Below are 22,729 nucleotides of genomic sequence, written 5' to 3'. Positions count from 1 at the left end.
AGCGGCCCCGTGCCGCTGCTACGACCTACCTCGGCAGGCCGGCGCCGCTGCGGTACGGGAGTCGTCGAATCGTGATGCGGGTGCCGCCCGGCGGCGGGCGGCGCACGCGCACCCTTCGACCAGGGGCCCCACCTGCGGCATCATGACCGCGACCGCCGGTCGGGCCCGGCCGGCAGCTCCCCGGAGGCGTCCATGCGCATCGGCATCCTCACCGGCGGCGGCGACTGCCCCGGCCTCAACGCGGTCATCCGCGCCGTGGTGCGCAAGGGCGTCGGCGAGCTCGGCGACGAGGTGGTCGGCTTCCGGGACGGGTGGCGCGGTCTGCTCGAGGACGACAGCGTCCCGCTGGACCTGGCGGCGGTGCGGGGCCTGCTCCCGCGCGGCGGGACGGTGCTCGGCACCTCCCGGACCAATCCGTACTCCGTCGACGGCGGCCCCGAGCGGGTGCTCGGGACGCTGCGCCGCTCCGGCGTGGACGCGCTGATCCCGATCGGCGGCGAGGACACCCTCGGGGTGGCCGCCCGGCTGGCCGAGACCGGGGGCATCCGCGTGGTCGGGGTGCCCAAGACCATCGACAATGACCTCGACGCCACCGACTACACCTTCGGCTTCGACACCGCCGTCGGCGTCGCCATGGAGGCCATCGACCGGCTGCACACCACCGGCGACAGCCACCACCGCACGCTGGTGGTCGAGGTGATGGGCCGGCACGCCGGCTGGATCGCGCTGCACGCCGGCATGGCCGGCGGGGCCAACGTCATCCTCATCCCCGAGCGCCCCTTCGACGTCGACGCGGTCGTCGAGCACGTGCGGCACCGGTTCGCCTCCGGGTTCTCGCCGATCGTCGTGGTCTCGGAGGGGGCGAAGCCGAAGGACGGCGGCATGGTGCTGGCCACGGGGGAGAAGGACGCCTTCGGCCACGTGCGCCTCGGCGGCGTCGGGCCGGCGCTGGCCGCGCTGATCGAGGAGCGGACCGGCCGGGAGGCCCGTGCCGTCGTCCTCGGGCACGTGCAGCGCGGTGGCACCCCGTCGCCGTTCGACCGGGTGCTGGCCACCCGGTTCGGCCTGGCCGCCGTGTCGGCGGTGCACGCGGGCGAGTCCGGGGTGATGGTCGCGCTGCGCGGCACGGACATCGTCCGCGTCACGCTGGGGGAGGCCACCGCGCAGCTCAAGCTCGTCCCGGCCGAGCGGTACGCCGAGGCCGAGGTCTTCTTCGGCTGACCGTCGCCGGAAGTGTGGAACGGGCGACATCCCCTCTGGTCGGGGCGGGGTTCCGCCGTACCCTCGGGGGCGTGAGTCTCCCCGAACCTGTGCAGACGGTGCCCGGCCTGGACCGGTGGCGGGAACTCCCCGCCGCCCAGCAGCCGCGGTGGCCCGACCGCGCGGCCCTCGACGCGGTGCTGGGCACGCTGTCCACGGTGCCGCCGATCGTCGCCCCGGCCGAGGTCGACACGCTGCGGTCCCAGCTGGCCGACGTCGCCCAGGGCAAGGCGTTCCTGCTCCAGGGCGGGGACTGCGCGGAGACCTTCGACCTCAACACCGAGCCGCACCTGCAGGCCACCACCCGCACGCTGCTGCAGATGGCCGTCGTCCTCACCTACGGGGCGAGCGTGCCGGTGGTCAAGGTCGGTCGCGTGGCCGGGCAGTACGCCAAGCCGCGCTCGTCGGACACCGACGCGCTCGGGCTGCCGTCCTACCGCGGCGACATGGTCAACTCGCTGGAGCCGGTGATGGAGCAGCGCATCCCGGACCCGAACCGGCTGGTGCGCGCCTACGCGAACTCGGCCGCGGCGATGAACATGATCCGCGCCTACGCCCGCGGCGGGATGGCCGACCTGCACGCCGTCCACGACTGGAACAAGGACTTCGTCGCCAGCTCGCCGGCCGGCGTGCGCTACGAGGTCATCGCCCGGGAGATCGACCGCGCGCTGGCGTTCATGCGCGCCTGCGGCATCGAGTCCGACGCGCTGCGCGGGGTGGAGCTGTTCAACTCGCACGAGGCGCTGATCCTCGACTACGAGCGCGCGCTGCTGCGCATGCACGAGGGCCGCCCGTACGCGCTCTCGGCACACTTCGTGTGGGTGGGGGAGCGCACCCGCCAGATGGACGGCGCGCACATCGAGTTCGTGTCGAAGCTGGCCAACCCCATCGGCGTGAAGATCGGCCCGACGACGACCCCGGAGCAGGCGACCGAGCTCGTCGAGCGGCTCGACCCCGACGGCGTCCCGGGGAAGCTGACGCTGATCAGCCGGATGGGCAACGGCAAGATCCGCGACGTGCTGCCGGGCATCGTGGAGAAGGTGACCGCCAGCGGCCACCAGGTGGTGTGGCAGTGCGACCCCATGCACGGCAACACCCACGAGTCACCCAGCGGCTACAAGACCCGCCACTTCGACCGCGTCGTCGACGAGGTGCTGGGCTTCTTCGACGTGCACCGGGCGCTGGGCACCTGGCCCGGCGGCATCCACGTCGAGCTCACCGGTGAGGACGTCACCGAGTGCCTCGGCGGGGCCATGGAGATCAGCGACGACGACCTCAACAGCCGGTACGAGACCGCCTGCGACCCGCGGCTGAACACCGGGCAGTCGCTGGAGCTGGCGTTCCTCGTCGCGGAGATGCTCCGTGGCTGAGCACCCCCTGGTCGACCTGCGCTCGGACACCGTCACCCGGCCGACCGAGGCGATGCGCCGGGTCATGGCCGAGGCCGAGGTCGGCGACGACGTCTACCGCGAGGACCCGACGATCACCGCGCTCGAGGAGCGGGTGGCGGCCATGTTCGGCCACGAGGCGGCGCTGTTCGTGCCGTCGGGGACCATGGGCAACCAGATCGGCATGCGGCTGGTCTGCGAGCCCGGCCAGGAGATCCTCTGCGACGCCGACGCGCACGTCGTCACCTACGAGATGGGTGCGGCCGCCGCGATCTTCGGCATCTCGACCCGCACGGTGGTGTCGGACGGCGGCCGGCTGGACGCCCGGCAGCTGATCGAGCAGGTCAGGCCCAAGGGTGACTGGCACCTGACCGCCACCGCGGCGATCGCCGTGGAGAACTCGCACAACCGCGGCGGCGGGCTCGTGCAGCCGCTGGGTGAGCTGCGCCGGCTGTGGGACTGGTCGCGGGGCGCCCGCGTCGCCGTGCACCTCGACGGCGCCCGCATCTGGAACGCCGCGGCCGCCTCCGGCACGGACCTGGCCACCTACGGCCGGCTCGCCGACACCGCGTCGGTCTGCCTGTCCAAGGGGCTCGGCGCGCCGGTCGGCTCGGTGCTGGTCGCCTCGGCGGAGCGCATCGCGACGGCGCGGCTGTGGCGCAAGCGCCTCGGCGGCGGCATGCGGCAGGCCGGGGTGCTCGCCGCCGCCGGGCTGCACGCGCTCGACCACCACCTGCCCCGGCTGGCCGAGGACCACGAGCACGCGCAGCTGCTGGCCAAGCGGCTCGGGGTCGACCCGGCGGCGGTGGAGACCAACATGGTGGTGCTCGACGACGTCCCGGCGCAGCAGGTCGCCGAGGCGGCCCGGGCGCAGGGCGTGCTGGTCGGCCAGGTGAACCCGCGCCGGCTGCGCATGGTCACCCACCTCGACGTCGACCGCGCCGGCATCGACCGCGCCGCCGACGTCCTCGCGGAGCTCCTCGACCGCTCGGAGCTCCTCGACCGCTAGGCGGGCGGGTGTCGCGCCGTCCCGCCCGGCTCGACCCGCTCCGGGAGGGGTCGACCCGCGTGCGCACGCGGCTCGACCCCTCCCGGTCCGGGCCGACCCGCCTCAGCCGCGGACGGCGGCAGGGGCGATCGGGTCCCCGATCAGCGAGTTGAGCAGCTTGATGTCGGCGGCGTGGCCGCCGCACGGGTCGCCGTCGCGCAGGCTCGGCGTCTCCACCACCATCGGCACCCCGGCGGTCGTGCGGTGCCGCAGCAGCTCGGCGAACGGGCCGGTGCCGTAGGGGCCGGAGCCGATGGAGCCCTCGCCGATCGTGGTGTGCCGGTCCCGCTTGGAGCCGCACTCGTCGAGCGAGTCGTTCACGTGCACCAGGCCGAGCCGGCCCGGGCCGACGGTGGCCTCGAGCGCGTCGAGCGTCGCGGTCATCCCGCCGGGGACGGCGAGGTCGTGCCCGGCGGCCCAGGCGTGGCAGGTGTCGAAGCAGACACCGACCAGCGGGTGGTCCTCCAGGGCCGCGAAGTAGGGGCCGAGCTCCTCGACGGTGGCGGCCAGCGCCTTGCCGCCGCCGGCGGTCGGCTCGACGAGCAGCCGCGGGCCCGCCGGGTCCGCCGCCTCCAGCACCGGCAGCAGCCGCTCGTGCAGCTGGCGCAGCGCGGACTCGTAGCGGTCCTCGCCGACGGCCGAGCCCGCGTGCACGACGACGCCCTGGCAGCCGAGCTGCGCCCCGCGCCGCAGGTTGTGCGCGATCGACGCGAGGGACTGCTCGACGGTCGCCTCGGTGGGGGAGCCGACGTTCACCAGGAACGGCGTGTGGATGAACGACCGCACGCCCCGCTCGGTGCAGCCGGCGGTGAACAGCGCGTCCTGCTTCGCGTCGCCGTCGGTGAGCTTCCAGCCGCGCGGGTTGCCCACGAAGACCTGCACGGCGCGCGCGCCGACGGCGTCGGTGTAGGGGAGCCCGCCCTTGGCCAGGCCGCCCTTGATCTGGATGTGCGCGCCGACGGGCGGCACCCCGGGGGAGGTGTTCGACACGGGGAGCAACGCCTATCCGAAGGTGAGCAGGATGGTGATCTTGGTGCCCTTCTCGACGGTCTCCCCGGGCTTGATGCTCTGCCGGATGACCCGGTCGCCGAAGAACCGGGTGGCCTCCACCTGCAGGCCCGCGGCCTGGAGCGTGGCGATGGCCTCGGCCTCGGGCATGTCGACGACGTCCGGGACGGTGACCAGGGGGACGCCGGCCGAGACCTGGATCCGCACGGTGCTGCCGTAGGGCACCGGCCCGGCCGCCGGGCCTGGGTCCACGGACATGACCTCACCGACGTCGACGGCGTCGCTGCGGCCGTCCTCGGCGCGCTGCACGGTGAAGCCCTGCGCCTCGAGGTTGCTCGTCGCCTGCTCCGGGCTCTGCCCGGTCACGTCGGGCACCGCGACGGGTTCCCGGCCCTGGCTGACCACGACCGTGACCACCTGGTCGCGCATCAGCTGGGTGCCCGCGGGCGGGTCGAACCGGATGACGCTGCCGGCGGGCACGGCGTCGTCGTAGTCCTCGACGCGGGTGACCTGGACCGGCAGCTCCTCCTGGATGCGGGCCTCGGCCTCCTCGACCGGCCGGCCCACCAGGTCGGGGGCGACGACGTAGCGCTCGGGGCCCTTGGAGACGACGACGCGGACGTCGGTGCCGCGGATGACCTCGCCCGACGCCGGGTCGGTGGAGACCACCTGGCCGTCGGGCACCGTCTCGCTCCACTCGTAGACGACCGGGTCGGGGTCGAGGCCGGCGTCCTGGAGCAGGTCGATCGCGGCGGACTCCTGCTTGCCGGTCAGCACGGGGACGTCGGTGAAGCGGCCCGAGCCCAGCCACCAGCCGACGGCGCCGACGGTGATGGCCAGCAGCAGGACGATCGCGATGGCCAGCCGGGCCCGGCGCCGACGGACGTGGTCGGGGACGCCGGGGCGGGGCCGGGCGGGGCCGGGGCGCCGTCCGTGCACGTCGGTGGTGGGGCCGGCGCCCATGCCCGGCAGCGTGCTGGTGCGCGCGGCGCGGGAGCCGCGCCCGCCGAGCACCGCGGTGCCGGGGTCGCTGGGGTGCCCGGGCCGGGGGCGGGTGGGCCGGTTGGTCGGCCGGAGCGTGCCCGGACCGGCGGTGCTCTGGCCGGTCGGCACCGGGACCGGCTCGATGCCGAGGTCCTTGCGGACGTCGTGCAGCTCGGCCAGGAAGGCCCCGGCGTCGAGCGGACGGCCGGCAGGGTCGCGCCGCGTGGTGCGGGCGACCAGCTCGTCGACCTGCCAGGGCAGCCCGGGGACCTCGGCCGACGGCGCGGGGACGTCGTGGTGCACGTGCTGGTAGGCGACGGCCAGCGGGGTGTCGCCCCCGAACGGCGGGTGCCCGGTGAGCATCTCGAAGAGCACGATGCCGGCCGCGTAGATGTCGCTGCGGGCGTCGGCGCGGCCGCGCTCGAGCTGCTCGGGGGAGAGGTAGGCGACGGTGCCGATCAGCACGCCGCCGGTCTGGCTGGTCTGCCCGGTGCCGACGACGGCGCGGGCGAGGCCGAAGTCGGCGACCTTGACCAGGCCGTCGACGCCGATGAGCACGTTCTCGGGCTTGATGTCGCGGTGCACGATCCCGGCCCGGTGCGCGGCGGTGAGCCCGGCCAGCACCGGCTCCAGCACGGCGAACGCCTCGCCGACGGTGAGCCGGCCGCGCGCGCTGAGCAGGTCGCGCAGCGTGCGGCCGCGCACCAGCTCCATGACGAGGAACACCAGGCCCTGGTCGCTGCCCTGGTCGCTGACCCCCACCACGTTGACGTGGCTGAGCATCGCCGCGGCGCGCGCCTCGCGGGTGAACCGGTCGACGAACGTCGGGTCGTGGGCGAGGTGCTCGGCCATCACCTTGACCGCGACGGTCTTGTGCAGCCGCAGGTCGGTGGCCGCGTAGACGGTGGACATGCCGCCTCGCGCCAGCCGCTCCTCGAGGCGATAGCGCCCCTCGAGAACGAGGCCGACCACGGGGTCGGTCACGGCGGTGTCCACCCCGCCGAGTGTAGGAGGGTCACCGGCAGCCCGGGCCCCACCACGCGGTGCCGGGGGCGGCTGGTGCGCCTGGTGCGCATGGTCAGGTGCCCCGGATCACCCCGGCCGGGGTCACGGTGTCCCGGGGCAGCGACCGCACGTCCGCCAGGCCGCACACGACCATGGCGTGCGCCAGCTCGGCGCTCAGCCCGTCGAGCACGGCGGCGACGCCCCGCTCGCCGCCGGTGGTGAGCCCCCAGGCGATCGGCCGTCCCAGGAACACCGCCGACGCGCCGAGGGCGAGCGCGGTGAGCACGTCCGAACCCGAGCGGATGCCGCCGTCGGCGTAGACCTCGACGTCGTCGCCCACGGCGTCGACCACCTCGGGCAGCGCGTAGGCGCTGGAGACGGCGGGGTCGGCCTGGCGGCCACCGTGCGTGGTGACCCAGACCGCGGCCGCGCCGGCCTGCACGCAGCGCACGGCGTCGTCGCCCCGCAGGACGCCCTTGACCACGACGGGCAGCCCGGAAAGCTCGCCGAAGCGGGCGATCTCGTCGAAGGTCCAGGTGGCGGTCGCCAGGCCGTCCAGGGTCGGCTCCTCGCCCTCCGGTGGCCGGTTGGCCATCCGGACGCCGGCGCGGTGGACGAAGTCGTGCCCCATGTCGCGCCGGCGGCGGCCCAGCACCGGGACGTCGACGGTGAGGACGAGGGCGCGGTAGCCGGCGTCGCCGGCGCGGCGGGCGAGGTCGTCGGTGTGCCGTTCGGAGTGCAGCCGGTACAGCTGGAACCACTGCGGGCTGCCCGGCGCGGCCGCGGCCACCTCCTCGAGGCTGTTGTTCGCGCTCGTCGACACGGTCATCAGCGCTCCCGTGGCGGCGGCGGCGCGGGCGGTGGCCAGCTCCCCGTCGGGATGGGCCATGGCCTGGTACGCCCACGGGGCGACGCCGATCGGCGTGCTCACCGGCGCGCCGAGCAGCTCGGTGCCCAGCTGGGCCGTGGTGATCCCGCGCAGCACCCGGGGCCGCAGCCGCCACGCGCGCCAGGCCGCGGTGGCCTCGCGCATCGTCGTCTCGGTCTCGGCGCCCCCGGCGTAGTAGTCGTAGACCGGCTCGGGCAGCAGCTCCCGGGAGCGGGCCTCCAGGAGCTCCAGGTCGAGGTACGGCAGCTCCGGGCGGGGATCCTCGGCGACCTCCGCGCCGACGTCGTGCCCAGGCTGTCCCGGCAACGGGCTGCTCGCTGACTCCATGCTCGCCATAGGCTCGCACTCTATGGACACGCTCACCCCCGCGGAGGTCGCCCAGCTCGTGGGCACCTCGCCCAACCGGGTCCGGCAGTTGCTGCGCGACCGGAAGCTGATGGCCGTCCCCGGCAGCGGGAACGGCAAGATCCCGGCGGACTTCATCCAGGACGGCGCCGTCCTCAAGCACCTGCCCGGTCTGCTGACCGTCCTGCAGGACGGCGGGTTCAGCGACGAGGAGGCGTTCGACTGGCTGTTCCGGGAGGACGACTCGCTGCCCGGCACGCCGGTGCAGGCGCTCCGGGACAACCGGCACACCGAGGTGACCCGCCGGGCCCAGGCCCTGGCGCTCTGAGCCGGGTGCATCCGGGAGCCTGGTGCATCCGGACGACCGGGCGCGCGGGAAGCTGCTGACGTGGAGCAGTTGACCTACCTGGGCCTGCTGGCCGGCTGCCTGGTGGTCACCGCGCCGCTCGAGCTGGTGCTGGGTGTCCGGGTCTACGCGCGCTGGCGGCGGCTGCTGCTCGCCGTCGTCCCGGAGTTCGTCGTCTTCGTGGTGTGGGTGCTCTACGCCATCGCGCAGGGGCACTGGGACTACAGCGAGGTGCGCACTCTCGGCGTCCGGCTGCCCGGCGGCATCCCGCTCGAGGAGGTGCTGTTCTTCCTCGTCGTCCCGCTCTGCTCGGTGCTCGCGCTGGAGGCGGTGCGGAAGGTGACGCGGTGGGACGCCGGCTACCCCGCCGAGGAAGCGGAGCTCGGGCGATGAGCTACTCGACGCTGGCCGTGCTCGCGGTCGTCGGCGTGCTCGTCGTGGACCTGGCCGTCTACCGGACGCGGATGGTCACCCGTCCGGTGTTCTGGGTGGCCTACGCGATCATCGTGACCTTCCAGCTGCTGATGAACGGCGTGCTCACCGGCCTGGACGTGGTCACCTACGACCCGGCCACCATCTGGGGACCGCGGATCGCCTACGCGCCGGTCGAGGACCTGCTCTTCGGGTTCGCCATGGTGACCCTCACCCTGGCCAGCTGGGCGGCGGTCAACCGGCGGGCGAACACCGCCAGGCGCCGCGGCTTGGACACCGACACCCGGCCGTCGAGCACCCGGTAGTCCGCCCGCTCGATCTCGGTGAGGATGCCGCCGTACAGGTCGGTGGCGGCCCGCACGCAGTCGCGCGACTCCGGCGCGAGCATCGGCGTGCCCGGTGCGGCGTCGTCGTAGCGCCGGCGGACGATCGCCACCATCTCGCGCATCAGCGCGGCGAACCGGGCGTCGTGCCGCCGCTCCAGCAGCTGCTCCCGGGTCACCCCGTGCGCGGCCATGAGGTCCGCCGGGAGGTAGACCCGGCCGCGGTCGGCGTCCTCGGCGACGTCGCGGAGGAAGTTGGTCAGCTGGAAGGCCTCGCCCAGGGCGATGGCGTGCGGGGCCGCCTCCTCGCGGAGCACCCCGGACGCGGTGCCGAGGACCGGGAGCACCTGCAGACCGATGACCGACGCCGAGCCCCACATGTACCGGTCGAGGGCGTCGAGGTCGGCGTAGCCGGTGACGTCCAGGTCGCTGGTCATGGCCGCGAGGAAGTCGACGAGGTGCTCGACCGGGATGTCGTAGCGGCGGTAGGTGTGCACCAGCGCCAGCCGCACCGGGTCCTCCGACCAGCCGGCCGCCAGCTCGGCGAGCGCGGCGCGCGACCACTCGGCCAGGTCGCCCTCGGGGTCGTCGCCGGGCACGTCCACCAGGTCGTCGGCCACTCGCGCGGCGGCGTAGAGGGCGTGCACCGCCGTCCGGCGGTCGGGCGTGAGCAGCCGGGTGGCCAGGTGGTAGCTCTTGCCGTGCTCGGCGGCGATCTGCGCGCAGAGCCGGTAGGCGGCGCGCAGCTGCTCCTGCCGGTGGGCCTGGGTGCCCGGGGGCCGCAGCGCCGTCATGACGGCTGCACCCCCGTGATGCGCTCGGCCGCCAGCCGGCCGCTGATCAGCACCATCGGCACACCGACGCCGGGCTGCACCGAGGAGCCGGCGAGGACCACGTTCTCCGGGCCCCGGCGGGGCAGCGTCGGGGCGCGGAACGGGCCGGTCTGGCCGAACGTGTGCGCCAGCGCGAACGGCGTGCCGGCGGCCATGCCCTGCTCGGCCCAGGTCAGCGGGGTGTCCATGTGCTCGACCTCGATCGCGTCGGTGACCCCGGTGAAGCCCCGCGCCTCCAGCGTCGCCAGCAGCTCCTCGCGGTAGCGGGGCGCCAGCGCGGCCCAGTCCAGGTCGGGGTTGCCGCCGCTGCGGCGGTCGAGGTTCGGCGTCGGGGCGACGACGCTGAGCACCTGCCCGCCGTCGGGGGCGAGGCTGCGATCGGTGACCGACGGCATGCTGATCAGCAGGCTCGGGTCGCTCATCGGCTGCCCGTCGCGGGTCAGCTCGTCGAAGACCTGCGACCAGGCCGCGCCGAAGCTGATCGTGTGGTGCGCCTGGCCGGCCAGCGGCGCCCGCACGCCCAGGTGCAGCGCGACGCAGGACGGCGAGTACACCGGCCGGCGCGGGCCGCGCAGGCCCGGCACCAGGGTGTGCGGGGCGTCGGCGGTGACGACGACGGCGTCCGTGGGCAGCCGCTCGCCGTCGGCCAGGCGGACGGCCCCGACCCGGCCGCCCGACGTCTCCAGCTCGGCGACCGGCGCGCCGTAGCGGAACACCACGCCGGCGTCGGCCGCGGCGTCGGCCAGGGCCCGGGGCACCGCGGCGATGCCGCCCTCGGGATGCCAGACGCCGGCGCCGATGTCCAGCTGGGCGATCACCGCGTAGGCGGCGATCGCGCGGAAGGGGGAGACCCCGGCGTACAGGGCCTGGAAGCTGAACAGCCGGCGCAGCCGGTCGTCGGTGAAGGCCCGCTCGACGTGACCGGACAGCCGCCGGAAGCCCCCACGGCGGGCGAGGCTCAGCAGCTGGGGGCCCAGCAGGTCCAGCGGGGAGTCGAGGTTGCGGTCGATGAACGTGTCCAGCTGCAGCCGGTAGAGCTCGGCGAGGTCGGCCAGGTAGCGCCGCAACGCCTCGGCCTCGGCCGGCCCGCAGAGGGCGGCGACCTCGGCGGCGAAGGCGTCGGGGTCGGCGTGCACGTCCAGGTGCGTGCCGTCGGCGAACTGGGCGCGGTAGCTGGTCCGCAGCGGGCGCAGGGTGAGCCGGTCCTCGAGCTTCTCGCCGACGGCGGCGAGGGTGTCGGCGACGACCTCCGGTGCGGTGAACACCGAGGGGCCGGTGTCCAGGGCGTACCCGTCGCGCTCGATCCGCCCGGCCCGGCCCCCGGGACCGGCGTCCCGTTCGACGACCACGACCTCGCGGCCGGCGCCGCGCAGCCGCAGGGCGGTGGCCAGCCCGGCGAGCCCGGCCCCGATGACGACGACGCGGTCGGTGCGACCCGGAACGGTGCGGATCATCAGGCGGTGCGGGTGGTGGCGGCGACCGCGAGCGCGTCGAGCGCGGCGCGGGCGTCGTCGGCGATGGGCGCCTCGGAGATGGCGTCGCGCGCCCGGGCGGTGCTGACCGTGATGCGCTGCTCGACGCGGTCGCGGGCGCCGGTCGAGACCAGCAGCGCGCGCAGCGCCTCGAACTCCTCCGCCCCGGCGTCGGGGTTGCCGAGCAGCTCGCGCAGCAGCCGCCGTCCGGCGTCGTCGGCCACCTCCTCGGCCAGCGCGACCAGCAGCGTCTGCTTGCCCTCGCGCAGGTCGTCGTCGGCGGACTTGCCGGTGACCTCCGGGTCGCCGAAGACCCCCAGCAGGTCGTCGCGCAGCTGGAACGCCTCGCCCAGCGGCAGGCCGATGGCGGCGAAGGCCTCGACCACGGCCGGGCCGGCGCCGGCGATGGCGGCGCCGAGCTGGAGCGGCCGCTGCACGGTGTACCCGGCGCTCTTGTAGCGGGCGACGGTCAGCGCGCCGTCGGGCCCCGGCAGCCCCCCGGCCGCGCGCAGCAGGTCGAGGTACTGCCCGGCGGTGACCTCGGTGCGCATCGTGTCCCAGACCGCCCGCGCCCGGCCCAGGGCCGCCTCGGAGATGCCGGAGCAGCGCAGCATCTCGTCCGACCACACCAGGGCGAGGTCGCCGACGAGGATCGCCGCGCCGACGCCGAAGAGTTCCTGGTCGCCGGAGAAACCGTGCGAGGTGTGCCGGTCGGCGAAGCCGATGTGCGTGGTCGGGCGGCCGCGCCGGGTGCCGGCGGCGTCCATGACGTCGTCGTGCACGAGGGCGCTGGCGTGCACGAACTCGAGGGCCGCGACGGCGCGGAGCACCGCGTCGTCGTCCTCTGCGGTGCCGGGGCCCTGTCCGCGGGCGCCGCGCCACCCCCAGTAGGCGAAGGACGGGCGCAGCTTCTTGCCGCCCTCGGCGACCGCGCAGACCTCGTCGACCACCGGGACGAGGCTGGGGTCCATGCCGGCGAGGGTGGCGCGCTGCTGGTCGAGGAAGCCGACGAGGGCGTCGGCCACCGCGGCGCGCACCCGGTCGAGGTCGGCGGCCGCCAGCGGTGGTGCGGGGCGGGCGGACTCGCGCTGCTGCGCCCCGGCGATCATGAGGTCAGTATCGCCCAACCCGATGGGACGCGGCCCCATCACGAGGGTGGCCGCCGTGCTCCGCTCCATCGTCACTCCGTCCTCGGGTCCTGTTCAGAGCCTCTTCGGTGCCCGCGTGCGGCCCGGATGCACCCTCGGCGGCGAAGTTCGGCGGCACTGCCGCCGGTCGCCGTCCGGGCGCCACTACCCTCGGGTGCCGTGACCCCGACCGTGCGCGAGCTCCTCGCCAGCGACCGGCCCACGTGGTCGTTCGAGTTCTTCCCGCCGAAGACGCCGGCGGGGGAGGAGCAGCTGTGGACGGCGCTGCGCGAGCTGGAGCGGCTGCGCCCGTCGTTCGTGTCGGTGACCTACGGGGCCGGCGGCTCCACCCGCGAGGGCACCGTGGCGATGACCGAGCGCATCGCGGCGGACACCACCATGACGCCGCTGGCGCACCTCACCGCCGTCGACCACAGCGTCGCCGAGCTGCGCCATGTGATCAGCCGGCTCGCCGCCGCCGGGGTGCGCAACATCATGGCGCTGCGCGGCGACCCGCCCGGCGCCGATCCGCAGGCGGAGTGGGTCGCCCACCCGCAGGGGCTGCGCTACGCCGCCGAGCTGGTGGAGCTGATCCGCTCCATCGGCGACTTCTCCGTCGGCGTGGCAGCCTTCCCCGAGCGGCACCCGCGCTCGCCGGACTTCGACACCGACGTCGAGATGTTCGTCGCCAAGTGCCGGGCGGGCGCCGACTACGCGATCACCCAGATGTTCTTCCGGCCCGACGACTACCTGCGGATGCGCGACCGGGTGGTCGCCAGGGGCTGCGAGGTGCCGGTCATCGCCGGGGTCATGCCGGTGACCAACGTCCGGCAGATCACCCGCATCGTGCAGCTCTCCGGCCAGGCGTTCCCGCCCGACCTCGCCGAGCGCTTCGCCGCGCTGGACGGCGACCGCCCGGAGGACAAGGCAGCGGTGCGGGCCCTCGGCGTCGAGGTGGCCACCGACCTGTGCCGGCGGTTGCTGGACGAGGGCGTGCCCGGCATCCACTTCATCACCATGAACCGGTCGACGGCGACCCGCGAGGTGTTCACCAACCTGGCCAGCGGCGCGCCCGCGGCCATCGGCTGATGACGCCGGGCCTGCACTCCGCGGTCCCGGCATGAGTGCGCGGGGGGAGCGCCCGGACGGCGATGCCGTGCTGGGGCGCGCCGGCCGCCGCGCGTGGGCCCTGCTGGGGCTGGTCGGCGTCCTCGTGCTGGCCTACCTGGTGCTGCGCCAGGTCAGCGTCGTGGCGACCCCGCTGGCGATCGCGCTCTTCCCGGCGGCGGTGCTCTGGCCGGTCGCGCGCTGGCTGAGGGGAAGGGGCGTGCCCGACACGGTCGTGGCGCTCGTCCTCGTCGTGGGACTGCTCGCCCTGCTCGGCCTGGCTCTGTGGTTCCTCGTGCCCCGCTTCGCCGCCGAGCTGCCCGAACTGGCCGGGAGCGTCGAGGAGGCGATCAGCGACCTCGGCGAGTTCGTCGCGGAGACGCCGTTCTCACTTCCGTTCGACGTCGGCGACGGGGGGCTGGCCGACATGGCCCAGCAGGCGGTCGGTGCGGTCGGCGGGGGGAACGACGTCCTCGACCAGGGGTTGCAGGTGGCACGGACCCTGGGGGACGTGGCGACGGGCGTGATCCTCTTCCTCGTCGCGCTCTTCTTCTACCTGCGCGACGGCGAGCGGATCTGGTCGGGGATCGCGAGCCTGCTGCCGGAGCGCACGCGCCGGCACGCCGACCGGGTGTCCGGCCAGCTGTTCTGGACCCTCGGCGCCTACTTCCGCGGGCAGATGCTCGTCGCGCTCGTCGACGCGGTGTTCATCGGCATCGGCCTGCTGCTCCTCGGCGTACCGCTCGCCCTGCCCCTGGCGCTGCTGATCTTCCTGGGCGGCTTCTTCCCGATCGTGGGCGCCTTCGTGTCCGGCCTGCTGGCCGTCCTCGTCGCCCTCGCCGACCAGGGGCTGACGACGGCGCTGCTGGTCCTGGCGGTGGTGGTGGTGGTCCAGCAGGCGGAGGGCAACCTCCTGGAGCCGCTGATCCTGAGCCCGGTGCTACGCCTGCACCCGTTCGTGATCATCCTCGCCGTCACGGTGGGCGGGGTGACGTACGGCGTCCTCGGTGCCTTCCTCGCGGTGCCCCTGACGGCCTGCCTCGCCCGTGTCGTCGACTACGTGCGCGGCCGGGAGCCCGACGCGGGGCCCGGCTGGGGCGACGGGGGCGGGGAAGGGGCCCCGTCCGACGCACCGTCCGACGCACCGGCCGACGCGGCGGGCGCGCCGCCCGGGCGCCCGGCCTAGGGGCGCGTCGTCGGCGCCTCCAGCACGTCCGCCGCCTCCGCCGCGGCCCGGCGCAGGCCCTCCCGCTCGGAGACGTACCCGCCGGCCACGCCGACGACGGGGAGGTTGGAGATCGCGCGGGCCAGCAGCTTCCCCTTGGGGCGCGCGTCCAGGGCGTCGTCGATCCGGCCGAGCAGCCGGGCGGCGCGCCACAGGGTGCGGGCGGCCCCGCTGACCCCGCGGCGCTCGTCCTTGCTGCCCAGCGCGCCCTCCACGTAGGTGCCCTTGGCGGGGGTCAGCAGCGGCTCGACCCGGCCGGGGCTCAGGTCCCGGTCGAGCAGCACCCGGGCCAGCAGCGACACCCGCTCGGCCGGCGCCTCCACGCCGTGCTCCCCGGCGACGCCGAGCACCACCAGCGACTGGACGGCGGTGCCCACCGTGTTCTGCAGCGGCAGCAGGTCGGCGAGCTTGCCGGCGAACCGGGGGACGGCCGAGACCCCGGCCGCGACCCGGGAGACCTGGTCGGCCCACCACTCGTCACGCTCGCGCCGCGGCAGCGCGGGAGGCCGGCCGAGCCGGGTGGCCAGCGGGGTGAGCAACCGGTCGACCCGGCGCAGGACGTCGACGACGAGGGCGTCGCTGATCGGAGGTGCCATGACCGGGTCCTGCCCCGGACAGGTCCCGGGCACGCGTGCTGGGCGACCCGGGGGCGTTGCGTCGCTGGCTGGCGTGCGACGGCAACGTCTCCCGCATCGTCGTCGGCCCCGACGGGGAGCTCCTGGACCTGGGCCGCCGACACCGGGTGGTGCCGCCGCCGCTGCGCCGGGCGGTGGAGTACCGCGACCGGGGGTGCGTGTTCGCCGGCTGCGACGCCCCGGCCCACTGGTGCGACGTGCACCACCTGGTGCACTGGGTCGACGGCGGGGAGACCTCCCTGCAGAACTCAGCGCTGCTGTGCGAGCGGCACTCGCACCTCGTGTCCACCACGGCTTCCGGATCGAACGGGATGCCCCGGGCCGATGGCACACCTACCGGCCCGACGGCACCGAGATCCTGATCTTCCCCCGCATCACCGGCGAACCAGAACGTTCCCGCACCGGCTGACCCACCGCCGCGCCGGGCGCTCCGTCGTCAGCGGTCGTCGGGCAGGGGGCCCGGCGGCTGGGCGAGGGGTGCCCGCGTCCGGGTCATGAGGTCCACCAGCTCCGTCATCGCCATCCGGATGCCCGCGATCTCCTCGGTCAGCGGACCCATGCCGGGGGTTGCCGCGCCGGGGGCGTAGGCCGTCTCGACGGTGAGCCCGTCGATCTCCGCGGCGCTGCGCTCCAGGCGTTCCAGCTCGGTGAGCTGCTGCAGCTCCGCGGAAAGCTGCGCCGCCTGGTCCCGGTACCGGATCAGCGCGTCGGCGCGGTTCCCCAGCTGCCGCGCGGCCGTCTCCAGCGCCTGGTCCTGGCGGTCCCAGTACTCCGCGGCCGGCCCGGCGGGACGGACGCCGAGGGTCAGCCGCGCGTTCCGGATCCGCAGGGCGAGGTCGACGATCTGGTCCACCTCCGCCTGGCCGTCGAAGGCGGCGCGGCTCTGCGCGAGGAAGGGGGAGTGCCAGGCCGGTTCCCGGAGCGTCTCCGACCAGGCCCTGCTCGCGGCGCCGGCGATCCGCGCCTCGGTGGTGTCCCACGTCGCCAGGGCTGCCTCCGGTGACAGCGGTGTCCCGACGGGCGTCGGCGACCCGGGCGGGGGGTTGTCCCGGACGTACCGGTACCGCAGCACACCGGCCAGCGGCACGAGCAACCCCACGCCGGCGGTGAAGAGGAAGATCACCACCGCGAGCACGAGCTTCATGCCGGACGACATCCGCGACCACTCCCGGCCGATCCACGTCAGCCAGTCCAGCCCGACGACCTGGTCGCGCACCGTCGCCGTCCACCGGCCGGCCACCTCGGCTCTCCGGCGTTCGCTCCGCCGGCGGGGGGTGATGAGGATGCGGCCGTCGGTGAGGTAGCGCTCGGGCCACAGCGGCGACCCGTCGCCGGGCGTGGACCGATCGGTCCCGCTCACCCGCTCTGGCCCGTCCACGGGGAACTCTCTACCCCACGGGCGCCGCCGCACGGCGGACCGACGCGGTCCGGCGCGGGCAGCTCACACCCCGCTCCCGTGCCGGCCCTCACCGGCGGCGAACCGGGCGGCACCCGGCAGCGCGTCCACGGCGAGGGAGGCCAGGCCGTGGCGGAACTCGTTGGCCATCGCCGCCGGCTCCTCCATGCCGTCCTGCTCCAGCAGCGACGCCCGGTCCTCGCGCAGGCAGGTCTGCGGGAAGGCGGCGATCCGGGCGGCCAGCGCCTGCGCCTCGGTCAGCGCCTGCCCGGCGGCGACGACCCGGTTGACCAGGCCGATCTGCAGCGCCTCGGTGGCGTCCACCCCTCGCCCGGTGAGGACCAGGTCCATGGCCCGGGAGGTGCCGATCAGCCGCGGCAGCCGCACGGTGCCGCCGTCGACCAGGGGCACCCCCCAGCGACGGCAGTAGACCCCGAGCACCGCGGTCTCGTCGGCCACGCGCAGGTCGCACCACAGCGCCAGCTCCAGCCCGCCGGCCACCGCGTGCCCGGCGATCGCGGCGATCACCGGCTTGCGCAGCCGCATCCGCGTGGGGCCCATCGGCCCGTCCCCGTCGGGCTCGGTGCGGTTGCCGCGGTCGGTCCCGATGGCCCGCAGGTCCGCGCCCGCGCAGAAGGTGCCGCCCTCGCCGTGCAGCACCGCGACCGAGGCCTCGTCGTCCGCGTCGAAGGCCCGGAAGGCGTCGGCCAGCGCCGCGGCCGTGGGCCCGTCGACGGCGTTGCGCGCCGCCGGCCGGGACAGCCGCACGGTGGTCACCGGACCGCTCCGCTCGACGGTCACCGCCCCGCTCATGACGAGCGCTCCGCGGCGTCGGCCCACAGCGGCTCCCGCAGGGCCCGGCGCAGGACCTTGCCGACGGGGGAGAGGGGCAGCTGGTCGACCACGTGCACCGTCTTGGGCACCTTGTACCCGGCCAGCGCGCCGCGCACCGCCTCCCGCAGCTCGTCGGGGGTGGCCGAGGCGCCGGGGCGGAGCGTGACGAACGCGGTCACCGCCTCGACCCACGTCGGATCCGGGGCGGCGACGACGGCCGCGCCGGACACCGCCGGGTGGGCCATCAGCACGTCCTCCACCTCACGCGGGTAGACGTTGTAGCCGCCGGTGATGATCATGTCGCTGGTCCGGTCGACCAGCGTCAGGTAGCCGCGGTCGTCCAGCCGCGCGAGGTCGCGGGTGGCGATCCAGCCGTCGGCGTCGATCGTCTCGGCGGTGAGGCCCGGCGCGTCGTGGTAGCCGGCCATGCCGAACGGTGCGCGCACCCGGAGCTCGCCGATCTCCCCGGCCGGCAGCGCACCGCCGTCGCTACCGACGATGCGCACCTCGGCGTCGACCGAGGGGTGGCCGCACGTTCCGGCCAGGGTCGGGTCGGTGTGGTCGACGGCGTCGAGCACGGCGATGGCCAGCGGCGCCTCGGTCTGCCCGTAGTACTGCACCAGGCGCGGGCCCCACACGTCGAGGGCCTGGGCCAGCACCGGTCCGGGCATCGGGCTGGCCCCGTACACCGCCGTCCGGAGGCTCGAGACGTCGGCACGCTCGGCGGCCCCGGACGACAGCAGCATCCCGAGCATGGTGGGCACCAGGTTGATCTCGGTGGCCCGGTAACGGGCGAGCGAGTCCAGGTAGCCGGCCGGGTCGAAGCCCGGGAGGACGGCGGCGGCGCCGCCGCGGATCCAGTACGGCAGCACGAACGTGCCGCTGGCGTGGATCAGCGAGGCCGCGTGCAGCATCACCGAGTCGCGGCCGGGGGAGACCAGGTTCCCCAGGATGTTCGCGCAGATCGCCGCGTAGCTCGCCTGGGTGTGCACCACGGCCTTGAGCGAGCCGGTGGTGCCCGAGGTGTAGAGGATCAGCACCGGGTCGGTGGGCTCGGCCGGCAGCCGGGGGTCGGCGGCGCTGGCGGCGGCCATCTCGTCGAGCAGGTCGAGCGTCTCGACGTCGGGGGTCTGCCCGAGGCTGACCAGTCGGAGCCCGTCGACCCGGGCGGCGAGCTCTGCTGCCCGCTCGGCCAGCGCGGCGCCGTGCACCAGCAGCCGGACGCCGGTGGCGACGAGCATGCGGGCCTGCTCGTCGGCCGACAGCCGGGCGTTGAGCGGCACCCGGGCGACGCCGGCCTTGAGGCAGGCGAAGTCGATCGGCACCGACCAGAGGCCGTTGTCGACCAGCAGGCCGACCCGGTCGCCGCGCGCCACCCCCAGGCCGATGAGCACGTTCGCCATCCGGTTGGCGGTGTCGTCCACCTCCCGGAAGGTGAGCGACGCGTCGCCGCTCAGCACCGCCGTCCGGTCCGCGAACCGCCGGGCGCCCCGTCGCACCAGTTCCACCGTCAGCACGGCCATCACTCCCTCTCGAGTCGCCCGGGAACTTACAGTCCGTCCGGACGGTTTGTCACCACCTACCCTGTGTCCGTGGCAGAGCGACGGACCCAGGAGCAGCGGCGGGCGGACACCCGGGGGCGACTGCTCGCCGCGACCATCGACTGCCTGGTCGAGCACGGGTACGCGGGGACGACGACGCAGCGGGTGCAGGACCGTGCCGGGGTGTCCCGCGGCGCGCTCCTGCACCACTTCGCCACCAAGGAGGCGCTGCTGGTGGCGGCGGTCTCGCACGTCGCCGACGCCCAGATCCAGCAGGTGCGGGCGGAGGCCGCGACCGGCAGGGTCAGCAGCGAGGTCGACCTGCTGCACCGGGTGATGTCCGGGCCGCTCTTCCTGGCCGGCCTGGAGCTGTGGTCAGCCGCTCGCACCGAGCCCGTCCTCCGCGAGGCGCTCCTCCCGGCCGAGCGCCGGGTGGGCGCCGCGGTGCGCGACCTGGTGACGGGGTTCTTCCCGCACTCCCCGCAGGACCGCACGGAGATCGAGGCCCTGCTCGCGCTCTACCGGGGCCTGGCCCTCACCAGCGTCCTGCGCCCGGACGGTGACCTCGACCGACGGGTGCTGCAGCTGTGGGCCGACCGCGTCCTCCGGGCCGATCCCGCCGTCTCGCCCTGAGCCTCCGCCGGAGGTCTCGCGGCGACCCGCGGGGCCGGTGGCCGCGGGCTACGGTGGCCGCCATGGCGTCCGGAACGCGGGCGGCGGCTCCGCGCTGGGCCGTCGTGGGGGTGGTCGTCGCCGTCCTCGTGGCGCTGCCGGCGGTGGTCGGCGCGCTGCCGGTCGCCGACCCGGCGATCCCCGCGGCAGAGCTGCGTGCGGCGGTCCTCGCCTCGGACGACGTCACCTACTCCGGGTACGCCGAGTCCGCCGGCGGGCTGGCCCTGCCGGTGACCCGCCAGCTCGACTCCGTCGCGGACCTGTTCAGCGACCGCACCGAGATGCGGGTGTGGTGGCGCGGCCCCGACGACCACCGCGTCGCCGTCGTCACCGCGGCCGGCGAGACGGGCATCCACCGGGACGCCCGGGGCACCTGGACGTGGGAGTACGAGCGCGCCGCCGCGACGCGCGCGGCCGCCACGCCGTTCGCCCTGCCCGCGCCGCCGGACCTGCTGCCCTCGACCCTGGGCCGCCGGTTGCTGTCCGAGGCCACCGGCGCGGAGCTGACGCGGACCGGGGCCCGGCGGGTCGCCGGACGGGACGCCCTCGGGCTGCGGCTGACCCCGGCGGAGCCCGCCTCGGCGGTGCAGCGGGTGGACGTGTGGGTGGACCGGGCGAGCGGCCTGCCGCTGCAGGTGGTGGTGCTCGGCGAAGGGGCCGAGGTGCCCGCTCTGGACACCCGGTTCCTGGACCTCGACCTGTCGGTCCCGGACGCCACGACCACCGCCTTCGTCCCACCCCCCGGCGCGACCGTGCGCACCGCGGAGCAGGCCGAAATCGTGCTGGAGGCGGGGAGCCGGCTCGGCCCGGTGCGATTCCCCGCCACCGTGGCCGGCCTGCCGCGCCGGACGCTCGAAGGCGCACCGCCCGGCATCGGGCTCTACGGGCGCGGGGTCACGCTGCTCGTCGTCGCCCCCGTCCCGCGCCGGCTGGCGGAGGGCCTGCGCCGCACGCTGGCGCAGAGCCCGGCCGCCGTCACCGACGAGACCAGCACCCGCATCGCGGCCGGACCCGTCGGGCTCATGCTCGTGGACCCCCAGGACGCGGAACCGTTCCTGCTCACCGGGACCATCAGCCCCGACGCGCTGGTCGAGGCGGCCGCGCAGCTGCCGGTGCTGGGGCGGCAGCGGTGAGCACGGTGATCGCGACGCGGGGCCTGGCCAAGCAGTACGGGCGGCTCCGGGCGGTCGACGGCATCGACCTGGACGTGCGCGCCGGCGACGTCTACGGCTTCCTCGGCGCCAACGGCTCCGGAAAGACGACGACCGTCCGGATGCTGCTCGGCCTCGTGCTCCCCACCCGCGGGGAGATCGAGCTGCTCGGCGAACGGATGCCGCGCGCCGCCCGCCGCGTGCTGCCCCGGGTGGGCGCGCTGATCGAGGCGCCCGCCGCCTACGGTCACCTCTCCGGCCGGGAGAACCTCGCGCTGCTGGACGCCGCCGGTCCCGGTGGGGCGCGTCGCGACCGGCGCCGGCGCGTGGCCGAGGTGCTCGACCAGGTCGGGCTGGGGGGCGTGGGCCGCCGGCCGGTGAAGGCGTACTCGCTGGGCATGCGGCAGCGCCTCGGCCTCGCCGGGGCGCTGCTCCGGCGCCCCGAGCTGCTGGTCCTCGACGAGCCGACCAACGGGCTCGACCCGCAGGGCATCTCCGAGATCCGGGAGCTGCTCCTGGAGCTGCACCGCGGCGGGACGACGATCTTCCTGTCCAGCCACCTGCTGGCCGAGGTCGAGCAGCTCTGCTCGCGCGTGGGCGTGCTCGACCGCGGCCGGCTGGTGCTGCAGGACGACCTCGCCACCCTGACCGCCCCGACCGGCGCGACCGTCGTGCGCACGCCCACCCCCGAGCGGGTGCGGACGACCCTCGACGGCCGGGTCGCCGCCGTCGACGGCGAGCGGGTGGTGGTGCGCGGCGGCGATCCCGCCGAGGTGAACGCGCTGCTGGTGGGGGCGGGGATCGCGGTGACCGGTCTCGCGCCGGAGCGCCCGACGCTGGAGGAGGTGGTCCTGGCGGCCGCGGCCACCAGCGCCGACCGGGTGGAGCGCCCGCGGTGATCGCCGTCGAGCTGCGCAAGCTGTTCCGCCGGCCCCGCACCTGGGCGACGATCGCCGTCCTCAACGCGCTGCCGGTGCTCGTGGCGGTGCTGCTCGCCTGGACCGATCTGGCGCCCCGGCCCGGCGAGGGCCCACCGTTCCTCTCCGCCGTCCTGACCAACGGCGCGCTGTACCCCCTGGCCGCGCTGGCCATCGTGCTGCCGCTCTTCCTGCCCATCGCGGTGGCCGTGGTCGCCGGCGACTCGGTCGCCGGCGAGGCGCAGGCCGGCACGCTGCGCTACCTGCTGGCCCGGCCGGCCGGGCGGACCCGGCTGCTGGTGGCCAAGCTCGTGGCCGTCCTCGCCTTCGTGCTGGTCACCGTGGTGGTGGTGGCAGCCGTCGGCTACCTCGTCGGGACGACGCTGTTCGACGCGGAACCGGGGGCCGCGACGTCGGTGTCCGGGACGTCGCTGACGCCGGAGGAGCTGGCCGTCCGCACCCTGCTGGCGATCGGCTACGTCGCGGTGTCGATGCTCGGTGTCGCGGCGTTCGCGCTGTTCTTCTCGACCACCACCGACTCCCCGCTGGGGGCGACGATGGGTGCGCTCGCCGTGCTCGTCACGTCGTCGCTGCTGTTCACCCTCGACGCCGCCTCGCCTCTCGCGCCGTATCTCCCGACGCGCTACTGGCTGGCGTTCGTCGACTTCTTCCGCGACCCGATCCTCTGGCGGGACATCACCCGCGGCATCGCGCTGCAGGGGATCTACGTGGGCGTGCTGCTCGCCGCCGCCTGGGCGAACTTCACCACCAAGGACATCACCAGCTGACCG

Annotated in this window: 22 protein-coding genes and 1 pseudogene; 13 read left to right on the top strand and 10 right to left on the bottom strand. The window is 75.3% G+C overall.

Annotated features, from left to right (window positions below):
• Positions 1-192 precede the first annotated feature (192 nt).
• The 3 genes from ACI79T_RS17700 to ACI79T_RS17690 all read left to right on the top strand — a co-directional run bounded on the left by ACI79T_RS17700 (position 193) and on the right by ACI79T_RS17690 (position 3,657).
• A complete protein-coding gene (locus ACI79T_RS17700; protein WP_456611404.1) occupies positions 193-1,221 on the top strand; it encodes a 6-phosphofructokinase in 1,029 nt (342 codons plus the stop codon).
• Positions 1,222-1,292: 71 nt separating this feature from the next.
• Positions 1,293-2,630: a class II 3-deoxy-7-phosphoheptulonate synthase gene (locus ACI79T_RS17695; protein WP_456611403.1), complete on the top strand. Its 1,338-nt coding sequence runs from the start codon at positions 1,293-1,295 to the stop codon at positions 2,628-2,630.
• A complete protein-coding gene (locus tag ACI79T_RS17690) occupies positions 2,623-3,657 on the top strand; it encodes a threonine aldolase family protein (RefSeq protein ID WP_456611402.1) in 1,035 nt (344 codons plus the stop codon). The genes ACI79T_RS17695 and ACI79T_RS17690 overlap by 8 nt, the downstream gene beginning before the upstream one ends.
• A gap of 102 nt (positions 3,658-3,759) precedes the next feature.
• On the opposite strand, the gene ACI79T_RS17685 is transcribed toward ACI79T_RS17690, so the two are convergent.
• The 3 genes from ACI79T_RS17685 to ACI79T_RS17675 form a co-directional block, all read right to left on the bottom strand.
• Positions 3,760-4,686, bottom strand: a complete 927-nt coding sequence (locus tag ACI79T_RS17685; protein ID WP_456611401.1) for a deoxyribonuclease IV — start codon at positions 4,684-4,686, stop codon at positions 3,760-3,762.
• Between the two features lie 12 nt (positions 4,687-4,698).
• Positions 4,699-6,684 (bottom strand): Stk1 family PASTA domain-containing Ser/Thr kinase, encoded by a 1,986-nt coding sequence (pknB, locus tag ACI79T_RS17680; protein WP_456611400.1) that lies wholly within the window; start codon positions 6,682-6,684, stop codon positions 4,699-4,701.
• An 82-nt stretch (positions 6,685-6,766) separates the two neighbouring features.
• Positions 6,767-7,918: an alpha-hydroxy acid oxidase gene (locus ACI79T_RS17675; protein WP_456611399.1), complete on the bottom strand. Its 1,152-nt coding sequence runs from the start codon at positions 7,916-7,918 to the stop codon at positions 6,767-6,769.
• Between the two features lie 13 nt (positions 7,919-7,931).
• On the opposite strand from ACI79T_RS17675, the gene ACI79T_RS17670 reads away from it, so the two are divergent.
• From ACI79T_RS17670 to ACI79T_RS17660, 3 genes and pseudogenes are all read left to right on the top strand, one after another.
• Positions 7,932-8,255 carry an Rv2175c family DNA-binding protein gene (locus ACI79T_RS17670; protein WP_456611398.1) on the top strand — a complete coding sequence of 108 codons (324 nt, stop codon included), beginning with the start codon at positions 7,932-7,934 and terminating at the stop codon, positions 8,253-8,255.
• A gap of 60 nt (positions 8,256-8,315) precedes the next feature.
• Complete coding sequence (locus ACI79T_RS17665) at positions 8,316-8,666, top strand: lycopene cyclase domain-containing protein (protein WP_456611397.1); 351 nt, start codon at positions 8,316-8,318, stop codon at positions 8,664-8,666.
• Positions 8,663-8,872 (top strand): annotated as a pseudogene (locus ACI79T_RS17660) (lycopene cyclase domain-containing protein); the annotation flags it as partial. The gene ACI79T_RS17665 and the pseudogene ACI79T_RS17660, both read left to right, overlap by 4 nt.
• Here the strand turns inward: ACI79T_RS17660 and ACI79T_RS17655 are convergent.
• From ACI79T_RS17655 to ACI79T_RS17645, 3 genes are read right to left on the bottom strand one after another with little or no spacing between them, the layout of a single operon-like run.
• Positions 8,869-9,822: a phytoene/squalene synthase family protein gene (locus ACI79T_RS17655; protein WP_456611396.1), complete on the bottom strand. Its 954-nt coding sequence runs from the start codon at positions 9,820-9,822 to the stop codon at positions 8,869-8,871. The pseudogene ACI79T_RS17660 and the gene ACI79T_RS17655 sit on opposite strands and share 4 nt — an antisense overlap.
• Positions 9,819-11,315, bottom strand: coding sequence for a phytoene desaturase family protein (gene crtI, locus ACI79T_RS17650; protein WP_456611395.1), 1,497 nt, complete (start codon positions 11,313-11,315; stop codon positions 9,819-9,821). The genes ACI79T_RS17655 and crtI overlap by 4 nt, the downstream gene beginning before the upstream one ends.
• Positions 11,315-12,511 carry a polyprenyl synthetase family protein gene (locus ACI79T_RS17645; protein WP_456611394.1) on the bottom strand — a complete coding sequence of 399 codons (1,197 nt, stop codon included), beginning with the start codon at positions 12,509-12,511 and terminating at the stop codon, positions 11,315-11,317. Before ACI79T_RS17645 ends, crtI begins: the two co-directional genes overlap by 1 nt.
• A gap of 129 nt (positions 12,512-12,640) precedes the next feature.
• On the opposite strand from ACI79T_RS17645, the gene metF reads away from it, so the two are divergent.
• Positions 12,641-13,549 (top strand): methylenetetrahydrofolate reductase [NAD(P)H], encoded by a 909-nt coding sequence (gene metF / locus ACI79T_RS17640; RefSeq protein WP_456611393.1) that lies wholly within the window; start codon positions 12,641-12,643, stop codon positions 13,547-13,549.
• Between the two features lie 31 nt (positions 13,550-13,580).
• The gene (locus tag ACI79T_RS17635) at positions 13,581-14,753 is read left to right on the top strand and encodes an AI-2E family transporter (protein ID WP_456611392.1); all 1,173 of its coding nucleotides are present in this window, start codon (positions 13,581-13,583) and stop codon (positions 14,751-14,753) included.
• Here the strand turns inward: ACI79T_RS17635 and ACI79T_RS17630 are convergent.
• Positions 14,750-15,388, bottom strand: coding sequence for a hypothetical protein (locus ACI79T_RS17630; RefSeq protein ID WP_456611391.1), 639 nt, complete (start codon positions 15,386-15,388; stop codon positions 14,750-14,752). The genes ACI79T_RS17635 and ACI79T_RS17630 overlap by 4 nt on opposite strands.
• Positions 15,389-15,423: 35 nt before the next feature.
• Here ACI79T_RS17630 and ACI79T_RS17625 point away from each other — a divergent pair, with 35 nt between their 5' ends.
• Entirely contained in the window at positions 15,424-15,789 is a 366-nt protein-coding gene (locus ACI79T_RS17625) for an HNH endonuclease (protein ID WP_456611390.1), read from the top strand.
• 74 nt (positions 15,790-15,863) lie between these two features.
• Here the strand turns inward: ACI79T_RS17625 and ACI79T_RS17620 are convergent, their stop codons facing one another.
• The 3 genes from ACI79T_RS17620 to ACI79T_RS17610 all read right to left on the bottom strand — a co-directional run bounded on the left by ACI79T_RS17620 (position 15,864) and on the right by ACI79T_RS17610 (position 19,180).
• Complete coding sequence (locus tag ACI79T_RS17620; RefSeq protein ID WP_456611389.1) at positions 15,864-16,787, bottom strand: hypothetical protein; 924 nt, start codon at positions 16,785-16,787, stop codon at positions 15,864-15,866.
• A gap of 81 nt (positions 16,788-16,868) precedes the next feature.
• On the bottom strand, positions 16,869-17,636 hold the full coding sequence (locus tag ACI79T_RS17615) for a crotonase/enoyl-CoA hydratase family protein (protein ID WP_456611388.1): 768 nt from the start codon (positions 17,634-17,636) through the stop codon (positions 16,869-16,871).
• On the bottom strand, positions 17,633-19,180 hold the full coding sequence (locus ACI79T_RS17610) for a class I adenylate-forming enzyme family protein (protein WP_456611387.1): 1,548 nt from the start codon (positions 19,178-19,180) through the stop codon (positions 17,633-17,635). Before ACI79T_RS17610 ends, ACI79T_RS17615 begins: the two co-directional genes overlap by 4 nt.
• Before the next feature lie 69 nt (positions 19,181-19,249).
• Here ACI79T_RS17610 and ACI79T_RS17605 point away from each other — a divergent pair, with 69 nt between their 5' ends.
• The 4 genes from ACI79T_RS17605 to ACI79T_RS17590 all read left to right on the top strand — a co-directional run bounded on the left by ACI79T_RS17605 (position 19,250) and on the right by ACI79T_RS17590 (position 22,726).
• On the top strand, positions 19,250-19,831 hold the full coding sequence (locus tag ACI79T_RS17605; protein ID WP_456611386.1) for a TetR/AcrR family transcriptional regulator: 582 nt from the start codon (positions 19,250-19,252) through the stop codon (positions 19,829-19,831).
• 62 nt (positions 19,832-19,893) lie between these two features.
• Positions 19,894-21,003: a sigma-E factor regulatory protein RseB domain-containing protein gene (locus ACI79T_RS17600; RefSeq protein ID WP_456611385.1), complete on the top strand. Its 1,110-nt coding sequence runs from the start codon at positions 19,894-19,896 to the stop codon at positions 21,001-21,003.
• Positions 21,004-21,008: 5 nt separating this feature from the next.
• Complete coding sequence (locus ACI79T_RS17595; RefSeq protein WP_456611384.1) at positions 21,009-21,920, top strand: ABC transporter ATP-binding protein; 912 nt, start codon at positions 21,009-21,011, stop codon at positions 21,918-21,920.
• Positions 21,917-22,726: an ABC transporter permease gene (locus ACI79T_RS17590; protein WP_456611383.1), complete on the top strand. Its 810-nt coding sequence runs from the start codon at positions 21,917-21,919 to the stop codon at positions 22,724-22,726. Before ACI79T_RS17595 ends, ACI79T_RS17590 begins: the two co-directional genes overlap by 4 nt.
• The last annotated feature ends 3 nt before the right edge of the window (positions 22,727-22,729 follow it).

The organism is Blastococcus sp. SYSU DS0619 (assembly GCF_054051035.1).
The sequence above is the reverse complement of the archived record's forward strand: the minus strand, read 5'-3'. Positions and strand labels throughout refer to the sequence as shown.